Annotated in this window: 16 protein-coding genes; 2 read left to right on the forward strand and 14 right to left on the reverse strand. The window is 66.1% G+C overall.

Annotation, left to right across the window (positions count from 1 at the left end; all coding sequences use genetic code 11):
• Positions 1 to 59: 59 nt before the first annotated feature.
• The 14 genes from galK to ACQKJZ_RS00160 all read right to left on the reverse strand — a co-directional run bounded on the left by galK (position 60) and on the right by ACQKJZ_RS00160 (position 14,514).
• On the reverse strand, positions 60 to 1,214 hold the full coding sequence (gene galK, locus ACQKJZ_RS00095; RefSeq protein WP_427729516.1) for a galactokinase: 1,155 nt from the start codon (positions 1,212 to 1,214) through the stop codon (positions 60 to 62).
• Entirely contained in the window at positions 1,211 to 2,242 is a 1,032-nt protein-coding gene (locus tag ACQKJZ_RS00100; RefSeq protein ID WP_427729517.1) for a UDP-glucose--hexose-1-phosphate uridylyltransferase, read from the reverse strand. Before ACQKJZ_RS00100 ends, galK begins: the two co-directional genes overlap by 4 nt.
• Positions 2,239 to 3,048, reverse strand: coding sequence for an AAA family ATPase (locus tag ACQKJZ_RS00105; RefSeq protein WP_427729518.1), 810 nt, complete (start codon positions 3,046 to 3,048; stop codon positions 2,239 to 2,241). Before ACQKJZ_RS00105 ends, ACQKJZ_RS00100 begins: the two co-directional genes overlap by 4 nt.
• Positions 3,038 to 4,018, reverse strand: a complete 981-nt coding sequence (locus ACQKJZ_RS00110; RefSeq protein ID WP_427729519.1) for a 2-hydroxyacid dehydrogenase — start codon at positions 4,016 to 4,018, stop codon at positions 3,038 to 3,040. Before ACQKJZ_RS00110 ends, ACQKJZ_RS00105 begins: the two co-directional genes overlap by 11 nt.
• The gene (locus tag ACQKJZ_RS00115) at positions 4,015 to 5,076 is read right to left on the reverse strand and encodes an aldo/keto reductase (RefSeq protein WP_427729520.1); all 1,062 of its coding nucleotides are present in this window, start codon (positions 5,074 to 5,076) and stop codon (positions 4,015 to 4,017) included. Before ACQKJZ_RS00115 ends, ACQKJZ_RS00110 begins: the two co-directional genes overlap by 4 nt.
• A 69-nt stretch (positions 5,077 to 5,145) precedes the next feature.
• Complete coding sequence (locus ACQKJZ_RS00120) at positions 5,146 to 6,003, reverse strand: fumarylacetoacetate hydrolase family protein (RefSeq protein ID WP_427729521.1); 858 nt, start codon at positions 6,001 to 6,003, stop codon at positions 5,146 to 5,148.
• Between the two features lie 31 nt (positions 6,004 to 6,034).
• Complete coding sequence (gene lldD / locus ACQKJZ_RS00125; RefSeq protein WP_427729522.1) at positions 6,035 to 7,207, reverse strand: FMN-dependent L-lactate dehydrogenase LldD; 1,173 nt, start codon at positions 7,205 to 7,207, stop codon at positions 6,035 to 6,037.
• A complete protein-coding gene (locus ACQKJZ_RS00130) occupies positions 7,185 to 7,916 on the reverse strand; it encodes an SDR family oxidoreductase (protein WP_427729523.1) in 732 nt (243 codons plus the stop codon). Before ACQKJZ_RS00130 ends, lldD begins: the two co-directional genes overlap by 23 nt.
• A 27-nt stretch (positions 7,917 to 7,943) precedes the next feature.
• A complete protein-coding gene (locus ACQKJZ_RS00135) occupies positions 7,944 to 8,285 on the reverse strand; it encodes an L-rhamnose mutarotase (RefSeq protein ID WP_427729524.1) in 342 nt (113 codons plus the stop codon).
• 76 nt (positions 8,286 to 8,361) lie between these two features.
• Positions 8,362 to 9,150 (reverse strand): GntR family transcriptional regulator, encoded by a 789-nt coding sequence (locus ACQKJZ_RS00140; RefSeq protein WP_427729525.1) that lies wholly within the window; start codon positions 9,148 to 9,150, stop codon positions 8,362 to 8,364.
• Positions 9,147 to 11,246, reverse strand: a complete 2,100-nt coding sequence (locus tag ACQKJZ_RS00145; protein WP_427729526.1) for a right-handed parallel beta-helix repeat-containing protein — start codon at positions 11,244 to 11,246, stop codon at positions 9,147 to 9,149. Before ACQKJZ_RS00145 ends, ACQKJZ_RS00140 begins: the two co-directional genes overlap by 4 nt.
• Positions 11,243 to 12,076: an amidohydrolase family protein gene (locus ACQKJZ_RS00150; protein WP_427729527.1), complete on the reverse strand. Its 834-nt coding sequence runs from the start codon at positions 12,074 to 12,076 to the stop codon at positions 11,243 to 11,245. The genes ACQKJZ_RS00145 and ACQKJZ_RS00150 overlap by 4 nt, the downstream gene beginning before the upstream one ends.
• Positions 12,077 to 12,079: 3 nt before the next feature.
• Complete coding sequence (locus ACQKJZ_RS00155; protein WP_427729528.1) at positions 12,080 to 13,402, reverse strand: MFS transporter; 1,323 nt, start codon at positions 13,400 to 13,402, stop codon at positions 12,080 to 12,082.
• The gene (locus ACQKJZ_RS00160; RefSeq protein ID WP_427729529.1) at positions 13,399 to 14,514 is read right to left on the reverse strand and encodes a mandelate racemase/muconate lactonizing enzyme family protein; all 1,116 of its coding nucleotides are present in this window, start codon (positions 14,512 to 14,514) and stop codon (positions 13,399 to 13,401) included. The genes ACQKJZ_RS00155 and ACQKJZ_RS00160 overlap by 4 nt, the downstream gene beginning before the upstream one ends.
• A 259-nt stretch (positions 14,515 to 14,773) precedes the next feature.
• Here ACQKJZ_RS00160 and ACQKJZ_RS00165 point away from each other — a divergent pair, with 259 nt between their 5' ends.
• Positions 14,774 to 17,623 carry a TonB-dependent receptor gene (locus ACQKJZ_RS00165; protein ID WP_427729530.1) on the forward strand — a complete coding sequence of 950 codons (2,850 nt, stop codon included), beginning with the start codon at positions 14,774 to 14,776 and terminating at the stop codon, positions 17,621 to 17,623.
• 279 nt (positions 17,624 to 17,902) lie between these two features.
• Complete coding sequence (locus ACQKJZ_RS00170; protein WP_427729531.1) at positions 17,903 to 18,433, forward strand: hypothetical protein; 531 nt, start codon at positions 17,903 to 17,905, stop codon at positions 18,431 to 18,433.
• Positions 18,434 to 18,628 lie beyond the last annotated feature (195 nt).

Consider the following 18,628-nt stretch of genomic DNA (forward strand, 5'->3'; position numbering starts at 1 on the left):
GCGATTATGGGTGAACGGCATACATCGAACACCTTTTCCTTGTTTTGGGCCTCTGCGCCTTACATCGGACCCGCGCCCGCTGCGGCGCTCACGATCATTACGTCGGGGACGTCTCCGCTCGGTGTGCGGTACCGGAGCCGAACGGCTTCAGCCACAGCAAGGGCGGCATCGGTGCGCGTGATCGCGACGATCGCGCCGCCGAAGCCCCCTCCGGTCATGCGCGCGCCCCCTTCGCCATCCGCCAGTTCGGCAATGGCGTGGTTGGCGATGTCTGCCAAGTCGTCCACCTTGGGAACGGTGATCTCGAAATCGTCGCGCATCGAGGCGTGACTGTCCGCCATCAAGCTGCCCAGGGTCCGCAAATCGTCTGCGGCGAGGGCCTCCGCCGCCGCGATGACGCGCGCGTTCTCCGAGACGATATGGCGCGCCCGCGCCGCAAGCACGGCGGACATGTTACTTGCCGCGATCATCGCAAGGTCCGCATCGCGCAGCGCCGCTACGCCCATCGCGGCCGCGGCGGCTTCGCATTCGGCCCCGCGGCGATTATAATGCCCCTCGACCAGCCCGCGCACGACACCTGACTGGATGATCAGGATGGCGACATCGGCCGGGATCGGGACCGTGCGCGTCGCAAGGTCGCGGCAGTCGATCAGCAACGCCGCTTCCGCGACGCTCGCGGCCGAGGCCAACTGGTCCATGACGCCGCATTTCACCCCGACGAACTGGTTTTCCGCCGCCTGCGCCTGCACCGCGATCGTCTTGGGGGAAAGGGTTATCCGGGCGGCGGCGGCCATGGCATGGCCGACCGCGACCTCCAGCGATGCCGAGGACGACAGACCGGCACCGCGCGGGATGTCACCGACGATCGCCAGGTCGGCGCCGTGCAGCGTCGCGCCCGCCGCCATCATGGTGCTGACCATGCCCCGCACGTAATCGCGCCAGCCACCGCCGGGATGATAGGCGATCGCGTCGAGATCGAACATGTCGGTCTCCCCGCCATATTCGATCGCCGTCACCCGCACCTGGCGCGTCGGCTGCGCACGCCAGGCGATCCGCGTCTCGACGGGGATCGCGCAAGGCAAGACGAAGCCGTCATTATAGTCGGTATGCTCGCCGATCAGGTTCACGCGCCCCGGCGCCCGGACGACGCCGTCGGGCTCTCCTTCGAACGTAGCCGCAAACCCGGTCGCCAACCGATGTCCAAGATCGCTCATATTTGCCGCTCCAGAATAGGGGATGCCGCCCGCAGCCGTTCGGCCGCCTGTTCGGGTGTCAGGTCGCGCTGCGTCTCACCCAGCATCTCGAACCCCACCATGAACTTGCGTACCGTCGCCGAGCGGAGCAGCGGCGGATAGACATGCGCGTGTAGTCGCCAACCAACGCCGTCGCCGCCATGCGGCGCGCCGTGCCAGCCGAAGGAATAGGGAAAGCTGGTCGCGAACAGGTTGTCGTACCGGGCCATCAGCCGTCCCAACAGCACCGCGAGCGCATCGCGCGAGGCGTCGGACAGATCCTCCAGCCGCAGGACGGGATCGCGCGCGATGATCAGCGTTTCGAACGGCCATGCCGCCCACCAGGGCACGATCGCCAGCCAGTGGTCGTTGGCCTCGACCAAGCGTGGGCCGTCCTCCTCCGCCGCGGCGACCTCGTCGAGCAACACCGTACCGCGCGCGGCGTACCATGCGCGCTGCGTCTCATCCTCGCGCGCGACATGCTGGGGGATAAAATCACTCGCCCAGACCTGGCCGTGGGGATGCGGGCTGGAACAGCCCATCATCGCGCCCTTGTTCTCGAACACCTCGACATGCGCCCAGCGCGCACCCAATTCTACCGACTGTGCCGCCCACGCGTCGACCAGAACGCGCCGCTCCGCATCGCTCAGTTCGGGCAGCGTTCGGGTGTGATCAGGGGAATAGCAGATCACACGCGCCTCGCCGCGCGCACCCGCTGCCGGGAACAACGGATCGTCCTCGGGAGACGGTGTATCGGGGAGCAGCGCGGCGAAGTCGTTGGCGAAGACGAACGGCCCGGTGTAATCGGGATTGCGCTCCCCGTTCATGCGGAGATTGCCGGGGCATAGATAGCAGCTGGCATCGTGCCGCGCCCCGCGCGGTGCGGGCGGCGGGGCTTCTTCGCCCTGCCATGGCCGCTTCGCGCGGTGGGGCGACACCAGCACCCATTCGCCCGACAACAGATTCCGGCGGCGATGCGGATGGTCCGCCGGATCGAAAGACATGCTCATTGAACTCTCCCCCGATGCTGCACGAGGTCCCTTGCCTCCCGCCGTGCCCCCAGCGTCACGAACAGATCGCAGCGCGCGGGCATCTCGGCCAGGATATGGCGTGTCAGCCGTTCATAGTGGCTGACGAATGCTGCGACGGCGGCATCGTCCATCACCCCCTGCCCGCTCGCCCCGCTGCGCCGCAGCGCATGTTCCTGTTCCAGACGCCAGGTAAGGACCGTCTCGAAATCGGGCGCGGCGAGCAGGATCAACAGGTCGAGCCGCCCGAAGAGCGTTTGATACTCACCGGCAAGCGCCGCATTGACATAGCGGCGCCAAACGCCATCGGCGTCCGCCAGCCGTTCCAGATCGTTTACCGGCGCAACGAGATCGGCCTCCGCTTGCGGCATCGCGCCGACGCACCAGCCCTCCAGAAGCACGATGCGCGTCCCGGCCGGGGCGACCGGCCACTCCGACCGGGGCAGCCGGTCGTCGATCGCTTTGGAGAAGCGCGGCAGGGGCGTGGCCAAGCCCGCCGCAATTCCGTCGAGCACCGCCAGCCCCAGGCCGATATCATGCGTCCCCGGCACGCCGCGCGTGCGGAGCAGCGGGTGAACGTCCTCCGCCAGATGCTGACGCTCCGCCCGTGTCCGGTACAGGTCGTCGAGCGACAGCGTCACCGCGCCGTCCAGCCGGGTGCACAAGGCCGCCGCCACCGTCGACTTGCCGCTGCCCTGCGCACCGCAGATGCCGACGACGATCGGGCGGTCCGGGCTATCAGCCAACCGGCGTGTGATGGCGTCGGCGATCGTCTCGTCAAGCGACACGGTTGGGCAGATCCCGACCGGCAAGGAAGGCGTCGATATTGGCGATCGCCTGCATCCCCATCGCGGTGCGCGTCTCGGTGGTCGCGCTGCCCAGATGCGGCAACAGCACGCTGCGAGGGTGAGCGAGCAGTCCCGCGTGCACCTCGGGCTCGCGTTCATAGACGTCGAGCCCGGCCGCCGCGATCGTCCCGGCGGCCAGCGCCTCGGCCAGCGCGGCTTCGTCCACGACCGGCCCGCGCGCGGTGTTGACCAGGATCGCGTCGGGCCGCATCGCGCCCAGAAAGGCGGCGTCGATCATATGCCGGGTCGCCGCGCCGCCGGGCACATGCAGCGACACGACATCCGACACCCGCGCCAGTTCGGCCAGGCTCTCGACCCGTTCGGCCCCCAACGCCGCGACCGCCGCCGGGTCGGCCGCGCTGCGGCTGTAATAGCGGATCGTCATCCCCAAGCCGCGTGCGCGCGCCGCCGTCGCCTGCGCGATCCGGCCGAAGCCGACCAGCCCCAGCACCCGCCCGGTCAACCCGATGCCGATCAGATGGGTCGGCCGCCAGCCGGTCCAGTCGCCCGCGCGCAGTTCGCGCTCGCCCTCCCCGGCGCGACGCGCGGCCATCAGCATCAGCAGGATCGCCAGCTCGGCGGTCGCATCGGTCAGCGCGTCGGGCGTATTCGTCACCACCACCCCGGCACGCTTGGCCGCCGCCAGGTCGATATGATCGACCCCCGCCCCGAAATTGGCGATCAGCTTCACCCGCAGGCCGTCGATCGCAAACAGATCGGCGTCGATCCGATCGGTGATCGTCGGCACCAGCACATCACAGTGCCGCATGGCATCCGCCAGCGCATCGCGTCCAAGCGGCACGTCCTGCGCGTTCAGCGTCGCTCCAAGACGCGTCGACAGCACCTCTTCCACCGCGGGCGGCAGGCGGCGGGTCACGCGAATGGCGGGGCGGGAGGGCGTTTCGCTCATGGCATGGCCTTTTCAATAGCGGCGGCATTCAGGCTGTCGGCGCGGATCAGCCCTTCGCTCACCAAATCGGTCCAGAATCCGGCGGGAATCTCCCGCGCATAAAGGTCCATTGTCTGATCCAGCCGGCGGCGGTCGCCGATGCCGGGCAGCACGCTGACGACGCAAGGGTGGATCAGCGGGAATTGCAGCGCCGCCGCCGCCAGAGGGACCTTCCAGGCATCGGCCACCGCCTCGATCCGCCTAACGCGGGCGACAATGTCGGCGGGCGCCGGGGCATAATCATAGTGGGGCGTCGCCGATCCGCGCGTACCCGTCGCCAGGATACCGCTATTATAGGGCGCGCCCGCGATCACCGCGATGCCGCGCGCCGCACAGGCGGGAAACAGGGCATCGAGCGGCGCCTGTTCGAGAAGGGTATAGCGATTGGCGAGCAGAAGCACGTCGACCGGCGCCGCATCGATCGCCTCCAGGCATATCTCCACCTCGTTGACGCCCAGCCCGAAGGCGCGGATCGCCCCCTGCTCGCGCAAGGATGCCAGCGCCTCGAACCCGCCGCCACGCGTCAGCTGCGCCCAGCCCTCGTCATGCGCGTCGCCGCGGCTCCATCGCCCGATATCGTGGACGAACAGCATGTCGATCCGGTCCAGCCCCAGCCGGTGCAGGCTGGCCTCGAACGACCGCAAAATGCCGTCGCGGCTATAGTCATGGGTCACGCGAAACGGCATGGGCGACAGGAAACCGTCGACCTCGCCGCCCCGGCCCACGCTCGCATCGGGCACGAGCACCCGGCCGACCTTCGAGGACAGGACCAGCGCGTCGTCCTCCTGCCCACGCAGGGCATCGCCCAGGCGACGTTCGCTCAGGCCCCGACCGTAAAAGGGCGCGGTATCGAAATAGCGGATACCCGCCGCCCAGGCCGCCGCCACCGCGTCCCGCGCCACGTCGTCCGCGATCGCCCGTCCCGCATTACCGAGCGAGGCGGCGCCGAAACCGAGTTCGGTGACGTGCAGGCCGGTATCACCGACGGCCCGCAGGGGAAGAGAGGGGGAAGATGTCATGCGTCGGCTTTCGTGCGGACGGGGAACCGTGGCCGCCGTCGACGGCCACGGTCCGCGCGGGTCAGAGGGTCAGTTCGCAGCCGGGGCGGCGACGAACGTCTGGTGCTGCTCGCCCAGCCCCGCGATGCCGAGCCGGACCTCGTCCCCCGCCTTCAGGAACCAGGGCTGGGGCTTCTGGCCCAGGCCGACGCCCGGCGGCGTGCCGGTGGTGATGATGTCGCCCGCCTCCAGCGCCATGAATTGCGAGCAATAGGCGACGATCTCGGCGACGGTGAAGATCATCGTCGCGGTGTTGCCGTCCTGCACCCCCTTGCCGTTGACATCGAGCCACATCGACAGCGCCTGGGGATCGCCCACCTCGTCCGCCGTCACCAGCCATGGGCCGACGGGGCCGAAGGTCGGAAAGCCCTTGCCCTTGTCCCAGGTCGCGCCGCGCTCGGCCTGCCATTCGCGCTCGGACACGTCGTTGATGACGCAATAGCCCGCGACATGGTCGAGGGCCTTGTCCTGCGGAATGTTATGCCCGCCGGTGCCGATCACCACGCCCAGTTCGACCTCCCAGTCGGTCTTCACCGAGTTGCGGGGGATGGTGACGGGGTCGTTGGCCCCCTGGATGCAGTTGACCCATTTGTTGAAGACGACCGGCTCCTCCGGGATCGGCAGGTTCGACTCGGCGGCATGGTCGGCATAGTTCAGGCCGATCGCGATGAACTTGCGCGTGCCCGTGACCGGCGGGCCGTAGCGCACCGGCCCCTCGACCAGCGGCAGCGTTTCGATGTCGATCGCGGCGAGCTGGCGCAGCGCGTCGGCACCGATCGCCTCGGGACCGAAATCGGCGACATAGGCCGATGCGTCGCGGATGCGACCGGCGTCGTCGATCAGGCCGGGCTTTTCCTGGCCCGCCTTTCCATAACGGCAAAGTTTCATGATGCTTCCTTCATGTCTATTGGTTGAATGGTCAGGCGAGGATGTCGCCGGTGATTGCGGGGACGGTGGCGACGCCGGTCAGCGTCATGGCGACGCGCATCTCCTGCGCCAGCATGGTCAGCATCCGGTCGACGCCCGCCTCACCCTGGGCGGCCAGCGCCCAGAGCCACGCGCGCCCCAACAGCACGCCCCGGGCGCCCAGCGCGAGCAGACGCACGACGTCGAGGCCGGAGCGTACACCCGAATCCGCCAGCACCGTCAGCCGATCGCCGACAGCCGCCGCGATTCCCGGCAGAGCGCGTGCACTCGACAACACGCCGTCCAGCTGTCGGCCGCCATGATTGGACACGACGATCGCCTCCGCACCGTAATCGGCGGCGGCGCGCGCATCCTCGACATCGAGCACGCCCTTGATGATGAGCGGGCCGTCCCATTCCGCACGCAGCCAGTCCAGGTCGCGCCAAACGATGCCGGGATCGAAATTCGCGCCCAGCCAACCCATATAGTCGTTCATGCCGCTGTCGCGGCCCAGCACCGGTTCCAGATTGCCCAGCCGATGCGGTCGACCGCGAAGGCCCACGTCCCAGGCCCAGCCTGGCTTGCCCATCGCCTGCAGGACGCGACGTGCGGGACCGAAGCGTCCCGACATGCCCGAATGCGCGTCGCGATAGCGGATGCCGGGGATCGGCATATCGACCGTGAAGACCAGCGACTCCGCCCCCGCTGCCTTCGCCTTGGCGATCAGCTCGCGCATGAAGCCACGGTCGCGGATGACGTAGAGCTGGAACCATAATGGCCCATCGGGCACGCCGGTGCGCAACTCGTCCATCCCACAGATGCCCACGGTGGAGAGGGTGAAGGGAACGCCGTGGCGGTGCGCCGCCCGCGCCGCCTGGATCTCGCCGCGCCGCCGGAACATGCCACCGATCCCGACCGGCCCGAGCACGACCGGCAGGGGCAGGTCGCGGCCCAGGATACGAGTCCCCAGGTCGATATTTGCCACATCGCGCAGCACCCGCTGGCGCAGCGCCAGGGTCTGGAGATCATGCACGTTGTTGTGACATGTCTGCTCGGCGAATGCGCCGCCATCGGCATAGTCGAACAGGAAGCGCGGCAGCCTGCGCCGGGCCGCCGTCCGAAAATCGGCCATGGATGCGATGGTTGCCACGCCCCCCGGCCCCTTATGCCATCGTCCAGCCACCATCGACCGCCAACAGGCAACCAGTGGTGTAGGCGCTCTCGTCGCTGGCCAGGTAAAGGGCGGAGACAGCGATCTCTTCCGCCGTGCCGATCCGCCCCATCGGCTGGCGCGCGACGAAGGCGGCGCGCGCGGCCGCCGCGTCACCGGTGGCGGCCAGCCGCTGGTCGAGCGAGGGCGATTGGACCGTGCCGGGGCAGATCGCGTTGCACCGGATTCCCTGGGCGACAAAATCGACCGCGACGGAGCGCGTCAAGCCCGCCAGCGCCCCCTTCGACGCGCAATAGGCCATGCGGTTGGGCACGCCGATCATCGCACCCGCCACCGAAGCGATGTTGACGATCGACCCGCCCCCCGCCGCGACCATCGCCGGCAGCAGGGCACGGATGACGCCCATCGTCGCCCGGACGTTCAGATCGAACGACAGGTCATAGCCGCGATCGCTGGTCGACAATATGTCGCCCGCATCGACATATCCGGCGCAGTTGACCAGCGCGTCGATCGTGCCGACGCGCTCGCCCAGCTGCGACACCGCCGCGCCATCCAGCAGATCGACGATCAGCGGCTCGCATCCGTCCAGCGTCGCCAGCGCGTCGCCGTTCACGTCGACCGCAAAAACCTGCGCCCCTTCGCAAACGAACAGCTCGGCCGTCGCCCGCCCGATCCCCTGTGCGGCGCCGGTCACCAGCGCGCGTTTCCCCTGCAATCGGCCCATGGTCTTCTCCGTCCTGTCGTTTGAGTTTCAGGGGTGGTCGCTCTGGCGAAAGACGCAGGGCATCTCGACCCAGCCCTGTTCGCCAGGCAGCGGACGCTGCATCGCGCCCATCCGCCGGTGCCAGTCGATCAGCACCGGGTCGCTCGCCGCATCGCGGTCCAGCGCATCGGGATCGAAGGCATTGGTCACGTCCATGATCATCACCAGCCGCAGCCCGTGGCGATAGATGGCCAGATCGGCGATGCCGTGACGACGCTGCGACGCCAGCACCTCGGGCGGCGTGTTGCCGACCGCGTGCGCGGCCTCATAGGCGGCGATCGTCGCGGGGTCGTCGGCAAGATCGATCATGCGGACGAAGCGGCGGATCATGACGCATGACCTCGCCCGACGCCCCGATGGTTTCGGGTCCGGTGCATTCCTGTCTCCTGATGAAAGCGGCGGGTCGTCAGACCATGCCGAGTATTCGTTGAAGGGCCGCCTGGAAGTGATGGGCGAGCGCCGCCTCCGCCGCCACCGGGTCGCGCGCCAGGCACGCATCCAGTACGTCCAGATGCTCGCGGATCGTGCGGATCATGCGCGGCGCCGTGGATGTGAGGTCGAGGCGAATAACCGCGACATAATTCTTCAATCGACGCGCAGCCGTCTCGATCATCGGGTTGCGCAGCGCCGCGATCATGCTGCTGTGGAACCGTTGTTCGAGCTCTTCCATCGCGGCGTTGAGCTCTTCGGTTGCCCCTTCCGCCTGTACCCGGTCGAGCACGTGACGGTGGGCGTCGATCAGCTCCACAATGTCTGCCGCGTCCGCGGTTTCCGCATATGCGCGCGCCGCCGAGCGTTCGATGATCGACCGGAATTGATACGTGGAGCGCGCCAACTCCAGGTCGGCTTTCAGGAATTCGATGCCCGAGCGCGGATGCACCTTCAGGATGCCCTCGGTCTCCAACACGCGCAGCGCGTCGCGAAGCGGCTGGATCGGCAGGTCGAGCAGACGCTGCAGATCGCTTTGCGACACGAAGGAACCGGCCGAAATCCGCCGATCGAACAACCCCTCCAGGATCCGGCGATAGGCCAGCTCGCCAAGCCGAACGCCGGAGTCCCCCGTGTCCTCGACATCGGTATCGGCGGCGCGCGCGCGGGCACGGGCGGAACGGGGTGTTTTAGTCATGGGTTTCACAACTACAGCTTTCCGCAAGGAACCGCCATGCAAAGACGCGCTCTGATATTTTACGGTCATTGACGCTCGCCCTTGCTGATGCCCGACGCGTCGATCACCGCCTGTGCCGCCGCAGGCCATGCCCCTTCCGGGACTTCGACATTGTCGACCAGACGATTGTCCATATACGCATCCCACGATCCGTTGGTCCGCGCGCCGACGTGCCAGTTGCCGATCGCCAGATTGTCCATCGTGGTGCGATGCGGTCGATACGCATCCATCGTATTGGCGTTCAGCCACACGGCGACCCGGTCGACGACATTGTTGCGCAGCGTGACGTAGCGGGAACCCTCGTCCAGATACAAAGCGATGCCGCCGGGCACGTCGTAGACATAATTTTCGGCGATCAGCGCGCCGGGATCGGCGGACAGGTGATAGATGGCGCCGCCATCGGAGAACCACTGCTTCACCTTGTGCACCCGGTTGCCGAGCACGACGGTATCACGCAGGATCGTCGGCGTGTCGTACACGATATTGCCCGGCTGGTCGTAATAGCCGCGCGTGCGTGTGCGATAGGCGCCGCTGCCGCCAGGGTCGTTGACGCCCCATCCCCAGCCGACGTCGATCCCGTCGTACGGCGTATCCGACACGTCGTTGTGCGTGATGACGGTCCCGGCGGCATAAGTGACGAGGATCGCCGCCTGTTCCTTGTAATCCTGTGACACCGTCTCGATGCGGTTGTCGGCGATGACGACGTTGCGCACGCCCATCTCGGCACGCGGCGGATGGTGCGCGTCGGGCGTGATGCCGCCGACCATGATCGCACCGCCCGCAAGATGGAGGAAGCGGCTGCGCCGTACCTCGACCCCCGCTGCGCCATAGCCGATACCGCTTTCATTGGCCTCCGGGTTGTTGCCGATGCCGAGCGCGATCTGGCCGAGCTGGCTGAAATCGGCTTTGTCGAACGTCACCCGCACCGCAGCCGACACCTGCACCGCGGCGGGCTGTTGCCGCCAGCGGTTGCGCATCGTCTCGAACGCCCAGCAGCCCCAGCTGCAATCGCGGATCGGGTCTTCGGGGAACCCGGGAATCCAGCCTGCGAGGTACGATCCGCTCTGCTGGCTGGCATAGCCCTCTGCACTCGATGCGCCGAGCCAGCTGGTATGGCGGAACCCGATACCGTCGAACGCCAGGTCGGTCACCGGCCGATCATAGCTGCCCGCAATCGACACCAGGGATTGCAGCCGTGGCAGAACCACCTCCACCCGTGCCATGTCCTCGCCGGCGCGCGGTTTGTAATAGAGTTTGCCCAGCGCCGGATCGATGAACCACTGGCCGGGCTTGCGAAGGAACGCCAGCGAGTTGACCAGGAACAGCCGCGCCCCGTTCTTGGCGATCGTGCGGGCCAGGGTGTCGTAGCCGATCAGGTTGTTGCGCCACCCTGGCTGCTGCATGACGATCGTGTCGCCGCTGATCCGGTCGACCACGGCACGCCGGTCGGTGAAATAGCCGGTCTGCTCGACCTCGATCCGCGACTGGTCCGGCAGGTTCGCCAAGAAACGCCAGGCGGGATCGACGATCGTCATACCGGTGGCGGTGAACGCGACGGCGGCGCGTGGCAGCCTTACGCTGGCGCGCTCGGCGGTGCGGCCGCCCACATAGACCTGGCGAGGGTCGACCCCACGCGGCACGTCCGCCACCCATATGTCGCGCGCACGGTCCGCGATCGTCCAGCCGGTCACCGCCGTCCCGCCCGACAGAACCGGATGCGCGCCGTGTGCCGCGCGCCATCTGACGACGTGCCCGCCCTGACCGCCATCGGCGGCGGTGAAGCGGAGCGGCGTGGCCAGCGTATAGGTGCCGTCGGCCAGTTCGACGGTAACGTCATGCACTGCGTTCAGCCGCCGCACCTCCTGCTGCGCGCGTTCGACCGACCGGAACGGACGATCGCGCGATCCGTCGCCAGCATCCGACCCGCCCGGCGCGACATGAAGGATGGCTGGCGTCGCGACCGGCTGCGGCGGCAGAAAGCCACCTGAATCAAATGGGTGGCGGGCCGTGGATGCGGACGGCTCGGGGATTGCGGGAGACGGCGGCAACAGCTGCGCCGATGCGGGCGACATGACGACCACACCGGGCGTCAGGACCGCCAGCAGGAAGCGGGGTCCCCCCATCATACCGTTCCTTCCAATCCGTAGAACGCACGAGCGCTTGCCGCGAACAGCCGCTCTTCGGCGACACCCGTCAGCCCTGACAGGCGCCGCGCATCAGCGAACCACTGCGTGTAGCCGTCACCGGAAAGGTCGAGCACCGGCCAGTCGCTGCCCCACATCAGCCGCTCTCCGAAAGTCGCGACCAGATGGTCGATATAGGGCGCGAGCGCGTCGGCAGGGGCGCCCGCCGACTGCTCGGTACGCATGCCGGACAGCTTGCACCACACGCCCCGCTCCCCCAGTGCCGCCATGTGAGCGCGCCATGGGTCGAGGCCCCCGCGCGCCGCGCTCGGCTTGGCGGCATGATCGATCACCACCGGCAATTCGGGCCAGCGATCGACGAACCCCGCCAGCATGGGCAGATGTCGCGGCTCGACCAGCGCGTCCAGCCGCAATCCATGCGCCACCATCGCCGTGATCGCGGGGGTCAGCGCGTCGCGCATCAGCCAGTCGGTATCCGCGATCCCCTGCAGCATCGGCCGCAGTCCGCGCAGCGCCGAATTCGCAGCGAGATCGGCAATCCGGCCCGGCGCGTCGGGGCTCGCCAGGTCGATCCAACCCACCACGCCCAGGATCAGCGGTTCGTGAGCCGCCAGCGCCAGCATCCAGTCGGTATCGGCATCCGTCGGCTGCGACTGGACCAGTACCACGCCGTCCAGCGGCGTGTCGCCCACTACCGCGAGCAGGTCACCGACGCCGAAATCACGATGCAGGACGGGCGTCTCCGCCGTCGGCCATTCGTGTCCCGGTGTCGTCAGCGACCAGCAATGCATATGGGCGTCGATTACGCGCATGGGTCAGCGCACCGACCGGATCGGCAGGACGAAGAACGATCCCACCAGCACGAAGATACCGGACACGACGAACAGCGACGGATAGCTGTTGCCGGTCGCCGACAGCAATGTCGCGGCCATTACGGGGCTGAGGATCTGCGGCACGTTGACCGCCGTGGTCAGGATGCCGAGGTCCTTGCCCGTCGCATCCTCTTCGCCCGCCTTCGCCTGGGGCAGCACCTGCGTCATCAGGGCAAGATCGACCGACATGAAGGCGCCGTAGCCAAGGCCGATCAGCACCGCATAGGCCATCATGCCCTGCACCGTCGGCACGAACAGCGGCATCGCCACCGCCGCCGCCATGATGAGGCTGGAGATGAACACCAGCGGCTTGCGCCGACCCAACCGGTCCGACAACACGCCCGAACCCAGGCCGGATATGACGAGCGCCACGAACGTCACGATCGACATCGTCGCGATCGTCGCATTCGCCTTTGCCTGGCTGAGCCCGATATGATCCTGGAGGATGTAGAGCAGGTAGGTCAGGATCGCCTGATAGCCCATGTAGATCGCGAAGCGCCCCAGGAACGCCCAGGCGAAATCCGGGTGTTCACGCGGGGAAATCCAGAAGCCCTTCAGGAACGCGCCGAGCCGGAACGGCGTCGCGGGGGGCAGCGCGACACGCGGCTCCGGGTTGATCGCGACGAAGGCAAGGCACACGACGATGATTGCGCCGCCGACCAGACCATAGGCCAGCGGGATGCGATCCGCGAGCGTGCCTGCGATGAACGTGCCGAACGATACGCCTGCGGTCATCGCACCGCCGACGACGCCGGATGCCAGCCCGCGCTCCTCGGGCGGAAAGCGGTCGGCGACGAGCGTCGTGATCGCTGGCTGCATCGCGTTCAGCGTCACGACCGACACCAGCCAGATCGCGGTGATGCCGACCAGCCCACCGCCATAGGGCGTCAGGATGATCGCGATACCGCCGATCGTCGCGCCGATGACGATCCACGGCGTCCGCCGTCCGAAACGGCTGCGCGTGCGATCGGACAACGCGCCCGCGATCGGGGTCGTCAGCGTACTGAAGACCGAGGTGATCGCATAGATCACGCCCAGCGTCTGCGCCTTCCCGACAGGGTCGAGATTCTGGATCTGATTGGGCAGCAACACGCCCAGGCAGGATGCATAGAGCGTGAGCAGCGTGAAGAACACGATGCCCAGCGACACCAACAGCACCCATTTGCGCGTACCCTCGACATAGGGCGCGGCGGCGGGGCCGACCGGCTCGGCAGCGGCCAGTACGGCTGCGGGTTCCTCGACCGGTGGAGTCAGTCCCACGCTCATGCCGGGCGCTCCCAGCTGGGCGCTGGCGGCAGGTCAGCCTCAGCGAGCGGCTCCGGCGTGCGATACTTGGTACGAACCGCATCGCTCAGCCGCAGGCCGTGGCCGGGTCGGTCATGGCCATGGATCAGACCATCGCGGATCACATACGGCTCCTCGACCAGATGTTCGAAATTCTGGAAACTGTATTCCAGCCACCGTACGCCGGGCAACGCCAGCGCCATGTTGACCCCGACTTCCAGGAAGCTGTTGCCGAACGTCACCTCGACATTATGCTCGCCCGCCAGCCATCCGGCGCGCATCACGTCGCTGACCTGGCCATGGACGTTGAGCATGTCGCATGCCTCGGCCTGAAGCAGTTTGCGCTTGCCCGACAGATCCAGATATTCGCCGCTGTTGACCCGCGTATCCGGGCACGAAAGCCGCAGGCGGCGCAGTCCGTCGAAATCGTCGCGCGGGATCGGGTCCTCGATCCAGTAGATGCGGTGCCCGGCCCGCTCGAACAGGGCCAGCGCTGCGCGCGTCTCGGCCGCAGTCCAGGCTTCGTTGGCGTCGATCATGACCGGGCGACCGTCATCGCCCGTGGCCTTTTTGAGCAGATCGAGTCGATGAAGATCGCGTTCGATCAGCGAATGGCCGACTTTGATCTTATAGCCGCGATAATCCTTTTCGGCCGCGCGGCCGAACAATTCCATGAAGTCATGATCGGGCAGATGGAAATCGAGTCCGCTTGCATAGACGGGGACGGCCTGACGCTCGGCCCCCAGCAACTGCCAGAGCGGCTGATCGCAGCTTTGCGCGAAAAGGTCCCAGACGGCATGTTGGATCGCCTCCTCGAAAGGAACGAGCATCTTGCGGACATTGCCGCCGCGCGGCCGCCCGACGCGAAGGGCCAGGGAAGCAGCGGTCCGCCCCTCGAGCGCCGGGAAGGCCTCTTGCCGGAAGGCCCACTCGAGTTGCGTCTCGGGGAGCAGCGGCTGGAACAGCACCTGCACGAAACCCAACCCGACGCGGCCCGACTCGTCGATCAATTCCAGCGCGACGATATTGGCTTGGGTCGCGCCGACTTGGGAGTCCCCCACCTTGCGGTCGCGCCGAAACTGCAATCGGGTCACGCGAAAATCCGCGATCCTATCCCCAACCATTACCCCTCCTGAAATATCACATTTTCTCGTGAGACGAGATGCCGGCTGGCTCTGACCTCATGCCATATCGTGATCATGCCGCGCGAACCTGCTGAAAGTCAACCAGTAAAAGGCCAATTCGATTGTTTGAAATATCAGTGAAGTTTTTTGATTGACTAAAATTGCAGCGTAACATTAGATACGCCCCAGACTGATGATCGAATCGATCGCGGTTACAAGAGGAGGGGATATGAAAAAGGCTTATTGGCTGTGCGCCGTTGCCAGCATCGCTTTGCCCGGCAGCGTCGTCGCGCAAACCACACCGACCGCCGCCGTTCAGCAGACCACAGACGTGCAGCCCGCCGAGGACGCCACCGCGGGCGCCCCCAGCACGGGCGACATCGTCGTCACCGGCATCCGCGCCAGCCTGAGGTCCTCCGAAGCGATCAAGCGTAACGCGACGATGATCGTCGATGCCGTGTCGGCGGAAGACGTGGGCAAGTTCCCCGACGTCAACATCGCCGACTCGCTGCAGCGGGTGACCGGTGTCGCGATCGACCGTAACGGCGGCGAAGGCCAGTTCATCACCGTTCGCGGCCTGGGTCCGCAGTTCAATACCGTGTTGATCAACGGCCGCGTCATGGCGACCGACAATCCGGGCCGCGAATTCTCGTTCGACGTGCTCTCGCCGAACATGATCCAGCGCACCGAGATCTACAAGAGCACCGTGCCGCAGCTGCAGGAAGGCGGCATCGGCGCGACGGTCAACATCATCACCGCCAAGCCGCTGGACGGCAAGGCTGGTGCGCACGTCACCGTGTCGGCTGGCGGCATGTATGACACGATGGCCAAGAAGACGAGCCCCGACTTCTCGGGCACCGCGTCCTTCACCAACAAGGACAAGACGATCGGCCTGGTCGTCGCGGCGTCCTATACCAAGCGCTACAGCGCGTTCGACCAGTTCGCCATCCATGGCTGGCTGCCGGGGCAGGAAGGCGTGATCAACGGCAACGCCAATTCGACCGGACTGACCGCCGCCAGCCTGGGCAACAGCGCCGCCAACATCTTCACGCCGCGCGACACGACCTTCTATCATTATAACGACAGTCGCGAGCGCCTGAACGTCACCTCGACCTTCCAGGCCAAGCTGACCGACCGCCTGCTGCTGACCGTCGACGGCATCTATTCGAAATTCGACGTGACCAGCAACGGCCGCTATTTCGGCGCCTTCTTCACGCCGCGCTTCATCGGCCTGACCACCAATGCCAACGGGACCGTGAACGGCTTCAACCGGCCGGGCCAGCAATTCCTAGCGGCGAACCCGGGGCTGACGGATCCGTCGCTGGCCGATCAGCGCGTCACCGTGTCGCAGAACGACAATGCCTCGACCTATAGCAACCGCTTCAGCGACAGCTATCAGATCGGCAGCAACCTGAAATGGAGCGTCACCGACAATCTGGACCTCAAGTTCGACGCCTCGACCACGAAGGCCAAGAACCGCACGCCCAACGCCTTCATCGTGGTCGGCTCGCTGGCGCAGACCGCGCCGCGTTACGACCTGCTGCCGGGTGTCACCATCCCGGTACTGAGCAACCTGGGCAACATCACCGACCCGTCGCTGATGCGGGCGCACTATAGCTCGGTCAGCGAAGGTCGCGTTCGCGACCAGGGCAGCGAGTTCCACTTCGACGGCGATTATCGCAACGATGATGACGGCCCGGTCAAGTCGATCCTGTTCGGTATGGCGTATAACCAGCGTCACAAGACCCAGACGACGGCCGACAATTCGGACACGGTCTGCACCTATTGCGGCTATGACATCCCGATCCCGACCAGTCTGTTGTCGCCCTACACGCTGACCAACTACCTCCCCAAGATCTCGGGCAGCGACAAGGCGCCGGTCAATTTCCTGACCTTCGATCCGGCGGCGGTCCTTGCCTATCTGTCGCAGCCGTCGGTGCTGGCGCTACCGCGTCAAGGACGTACCGCAGCGGAACAGGCGGCGGTCGCGGCCCAGCAACTGGCGCTGCCGGGTGGACCGTTCGGGCTTCGGAATCGTCCCACGCAGCTGCTCGACGTGGTCGAAAAGGTCTGGGCCGGATATCTCAACATCGGCGTTGGCGGACCGAGCTGGTCGGGTAATGTCGGCTTCCGCGTGACCGACACCTCGGTGGTTTCGAGCGGTTTCGCGCAGCCGATCCTGGGCATCTTCGTCAATCCCGGCGACGACAACCTGAACATCCCGCTCGGTGCGGCGGCCGCGGTCAACGTGCGCAACCACTATCGCAACTTCCTGCCGTCCGCGAACGTCAAATATAATCTGAACGATCGCATGGTCCTGCGCGGTGCGTTCTCGCAGACGATCACCCGCCCCACCCTGACCGATCTGGGCGTCAACAACTTCTACAACGGCCGTATCACCGCCGCGGTATCGGGTGGCGGCAATCCGGCGCTGCGTCCGTTCAAGTCGACCAATTACGACCTGTCCTATGAATTCTACATCTCGGACATCAGCTATCTGAGCGTCGCGGGCTTCTACAAGGACTTCTCGGACTTCCTCGAACAGCAGACCCTGCCGGTGCAGATCGGCCAGTACACCTTCCAGGATACGCGCACCCGCAACGGCGCGACCGGGTCGGTCGCCGGTGTCGAGGTGGGCGCGCAGTTGACGGCCGACCGGATCAGCTCTGGCTTCTTCGGCGGGTTCGGTGTCGCGGGCAACTACACCTATGTCAGCGATACGGCCAAGCGTGCAGCCAACACCAACAGCAGCTGCGGCTATAACGGCCTGTCGCCGCACACGGTGAACGGCAGCCTGTTCTACCAGAAGTACGGCATTCAGGCCCGTGCTTCGTACAATTGGCGCTCGTCCTTCCTGCGGACCTGCTTCAGCGATTACGGCCAGCCCGAGAATCGTCGCGCTTATGGGCAGCTGGACTTCAGCGCTTCCTATGACATCACCCCGCAATTCCAGGTCTATGTCCAGGGCGTCAACCTAACCAACGCTTACACCTTCGACTATTCCGTTCTGGAAGAGCGCGTGAAGAATATCCAGAATTTTGGCACACGCTTCAACTTCGGCGTTCGCGCCAGCTTCTGATCGATCGTTTCCCCAACTGGCCCGGCGCAATCGCCGGGCCACTTTTTTTATGATCGGACGGCCTACCTCGGCGCCCTGGAGTGTTTGCCACGAACGAAGTCGCAAGGCGCACCTCCACGCGGTCCCTGAAAATTCAGTGCGCCGCACACTATCGCCTCGTCCCGGCCATCGACGGTAAATCGGTCGGAAGGATCGGCAGTCGCCAGCCGCCCGGCGTCATCAGATCTGCGCCAAACCACCATCGACACCTACCCTTGCGCAAAAAGGATGCGTGCAAAAGTGGTCCGCATGGCTGCTCCTTTCAAAGATCCTCATACTGGCATTTTCTATTTTCGTCGGGTCATTCTCGCAGCGCTTCGGCCGTTCTTCGACGGCGTGTTACGCGCGAACCGGAAGAAAGCTCGCCAGCGCTACCACCCGCACGCTTTAGTTTACGACCAGAAGCTTGCGGCAGCGCGGCGCGGCCTTGCTAGTCAACAGTTCCGGCGCGATCCATGGTCGAAGCCTTTTTTGGCGGCGTCAGCGACCAGCAACTGTAAGGCATGGCCTCAGAAGCTGGCGTCGCTGGAATTTGATGCTTTCCGGCACGTCCACGGCCTAACCAATTATGCCCCCCTTTCATGCTACGACTTCGGCAGCCCGCCGGAACGGAGTGACCTCCAAATCTTCCGCGACCGAAAGACAAAGCTTGAAGCAGTGCCGGACTCCAGCCGCCGCCTAGGCTTTAAACGCCACGACGGATTTACACCCTCGCGTCGCTGGATCCATCGACTGGGCTATCTCCTGCACGCGGAAGCGGGCCCGGAATAGCGTTGCACCGATCGCGTCGCGACCGTCCTGCTGTTGACGCCGGAGCAATGCCCGAACGTGGTGGGCGTAGACCGCGCGTTCAACGCTATCTCTGCCGGGTGACGCCATGCGTCATATTGTCCCGGACCAACCTCGATAGCGCCCCCCTCGACGAACACGTCGCCGCGCCGCCTTCCGAACGCCGACAGGCGGTTC

This window comes from Sphingomonas sp. NPDC019816 (assembly GCF_050274375.1).
Classification (GTDB): Bacteria; Pseudomonadota; Alphaproteobacteria; order Sphingomonadales; family Sphingomonadaceae; genus Sphingomonas.

Excerpts from the sequence above, each read along its gene's own strand:
- galK (WP_427729516.1), bottom strand. The coding sequence starts at position 1,214 with ATGAGCGATCTTGGACATCGGTTGGCGACCGGGTTTGCGGCTACGTTC.
- ACQKJZ_RS00100 (WP_427729517.1), bottom strand. The coding sequence starts at position 2,242 with ATGAGCATGTCTTTCGATCCGGCGGACCATCCGCATCGCCGCCGGAAT.
- ACQKJZ_RS00110 (WP_427729519.1), bottom strand. The coding sequence starts at position 4,018 with ATGAGCGAAACGCCCTCCCGCCCCGCCATTCGCGTGACCCGCCGCCTG.
- ACQKJZ_RS00115 (WP_427729520.1), bottom strand. The coding sequence starts at position 5,076 with ATGACATCTTCCCCCTCTCTTCCCCTGCGGGCCGTCGGTGATACCGGC.
- ACQKJZ_RS00120 (WP_427729521.1), bottom strand. The coding sequence starts at position 6,003 with ATGAAACTTTGCCGTTATGGAAAGGCGGGCCAGGAAAAGCCCGGCCTG.
- lldD (WP_427729522.1), bottom strand. The coding sequence starts at position 7,207 with ATGGTGGCTGGACGATGGCATAAGGGGCCGGGGGGCGTGGCAACCATC.
- ACQKJZ_RS00130 (WP_427729523.1), bottom strand. The coding sequence starts at position 7,916 with ATGGGCCGATTGCAGGGGAAACGCGCGCTGGTGACCGGCGCCGCACAG.
- ACQKJZ_RS00135 (WP_427729524.1), bottom strand. The coding sequence starts at position 8,285 with ATGATCCGCCGCTTCGTCCGCATGATCGATCTTGCCGACGACCCCGCG.
- ACQKJZ_RS00140 (WP_427729525.1), bottom strand. The coding sequence starts at position 9,150 with ATGACCGTAAAATATCAGAGCGCGTCTTTGCATGGCGGTTCCTTGCGG.
- ACQKJZ_RS00145 (WP_427729526.1), bottom strand. The coding sequence starts at position 11,246 with ATGATGGGGGGACCCCGCTTCCTGCTGGCGGTCCTGACGCCCGGTGTG.
- ACQKJZ_RS00150 (WP_427729527.1), bottom strand. The coding sequence starts at position 12,076 with ATGCGCGTAATCGACGCCCATATGCATTGCTGGTCGCTGACGACACCG.
- ACQKJZ_RS00155 (WP_427729528.1), bottom strand. The coding sequence starts at position 13,402 with ATGAGCGTGGGACTGACTCCACCGGTCGAGGAACCCGCAGCCGTACTG.
- ACQKJZ_RS00165 (WP_427729530.1), top strand. The coding sequence starts at position 14,774 with ATGAAAAAGGCTTATTGGCTGTGCGCCGTTGCCAGCATCGCTTTGCCC.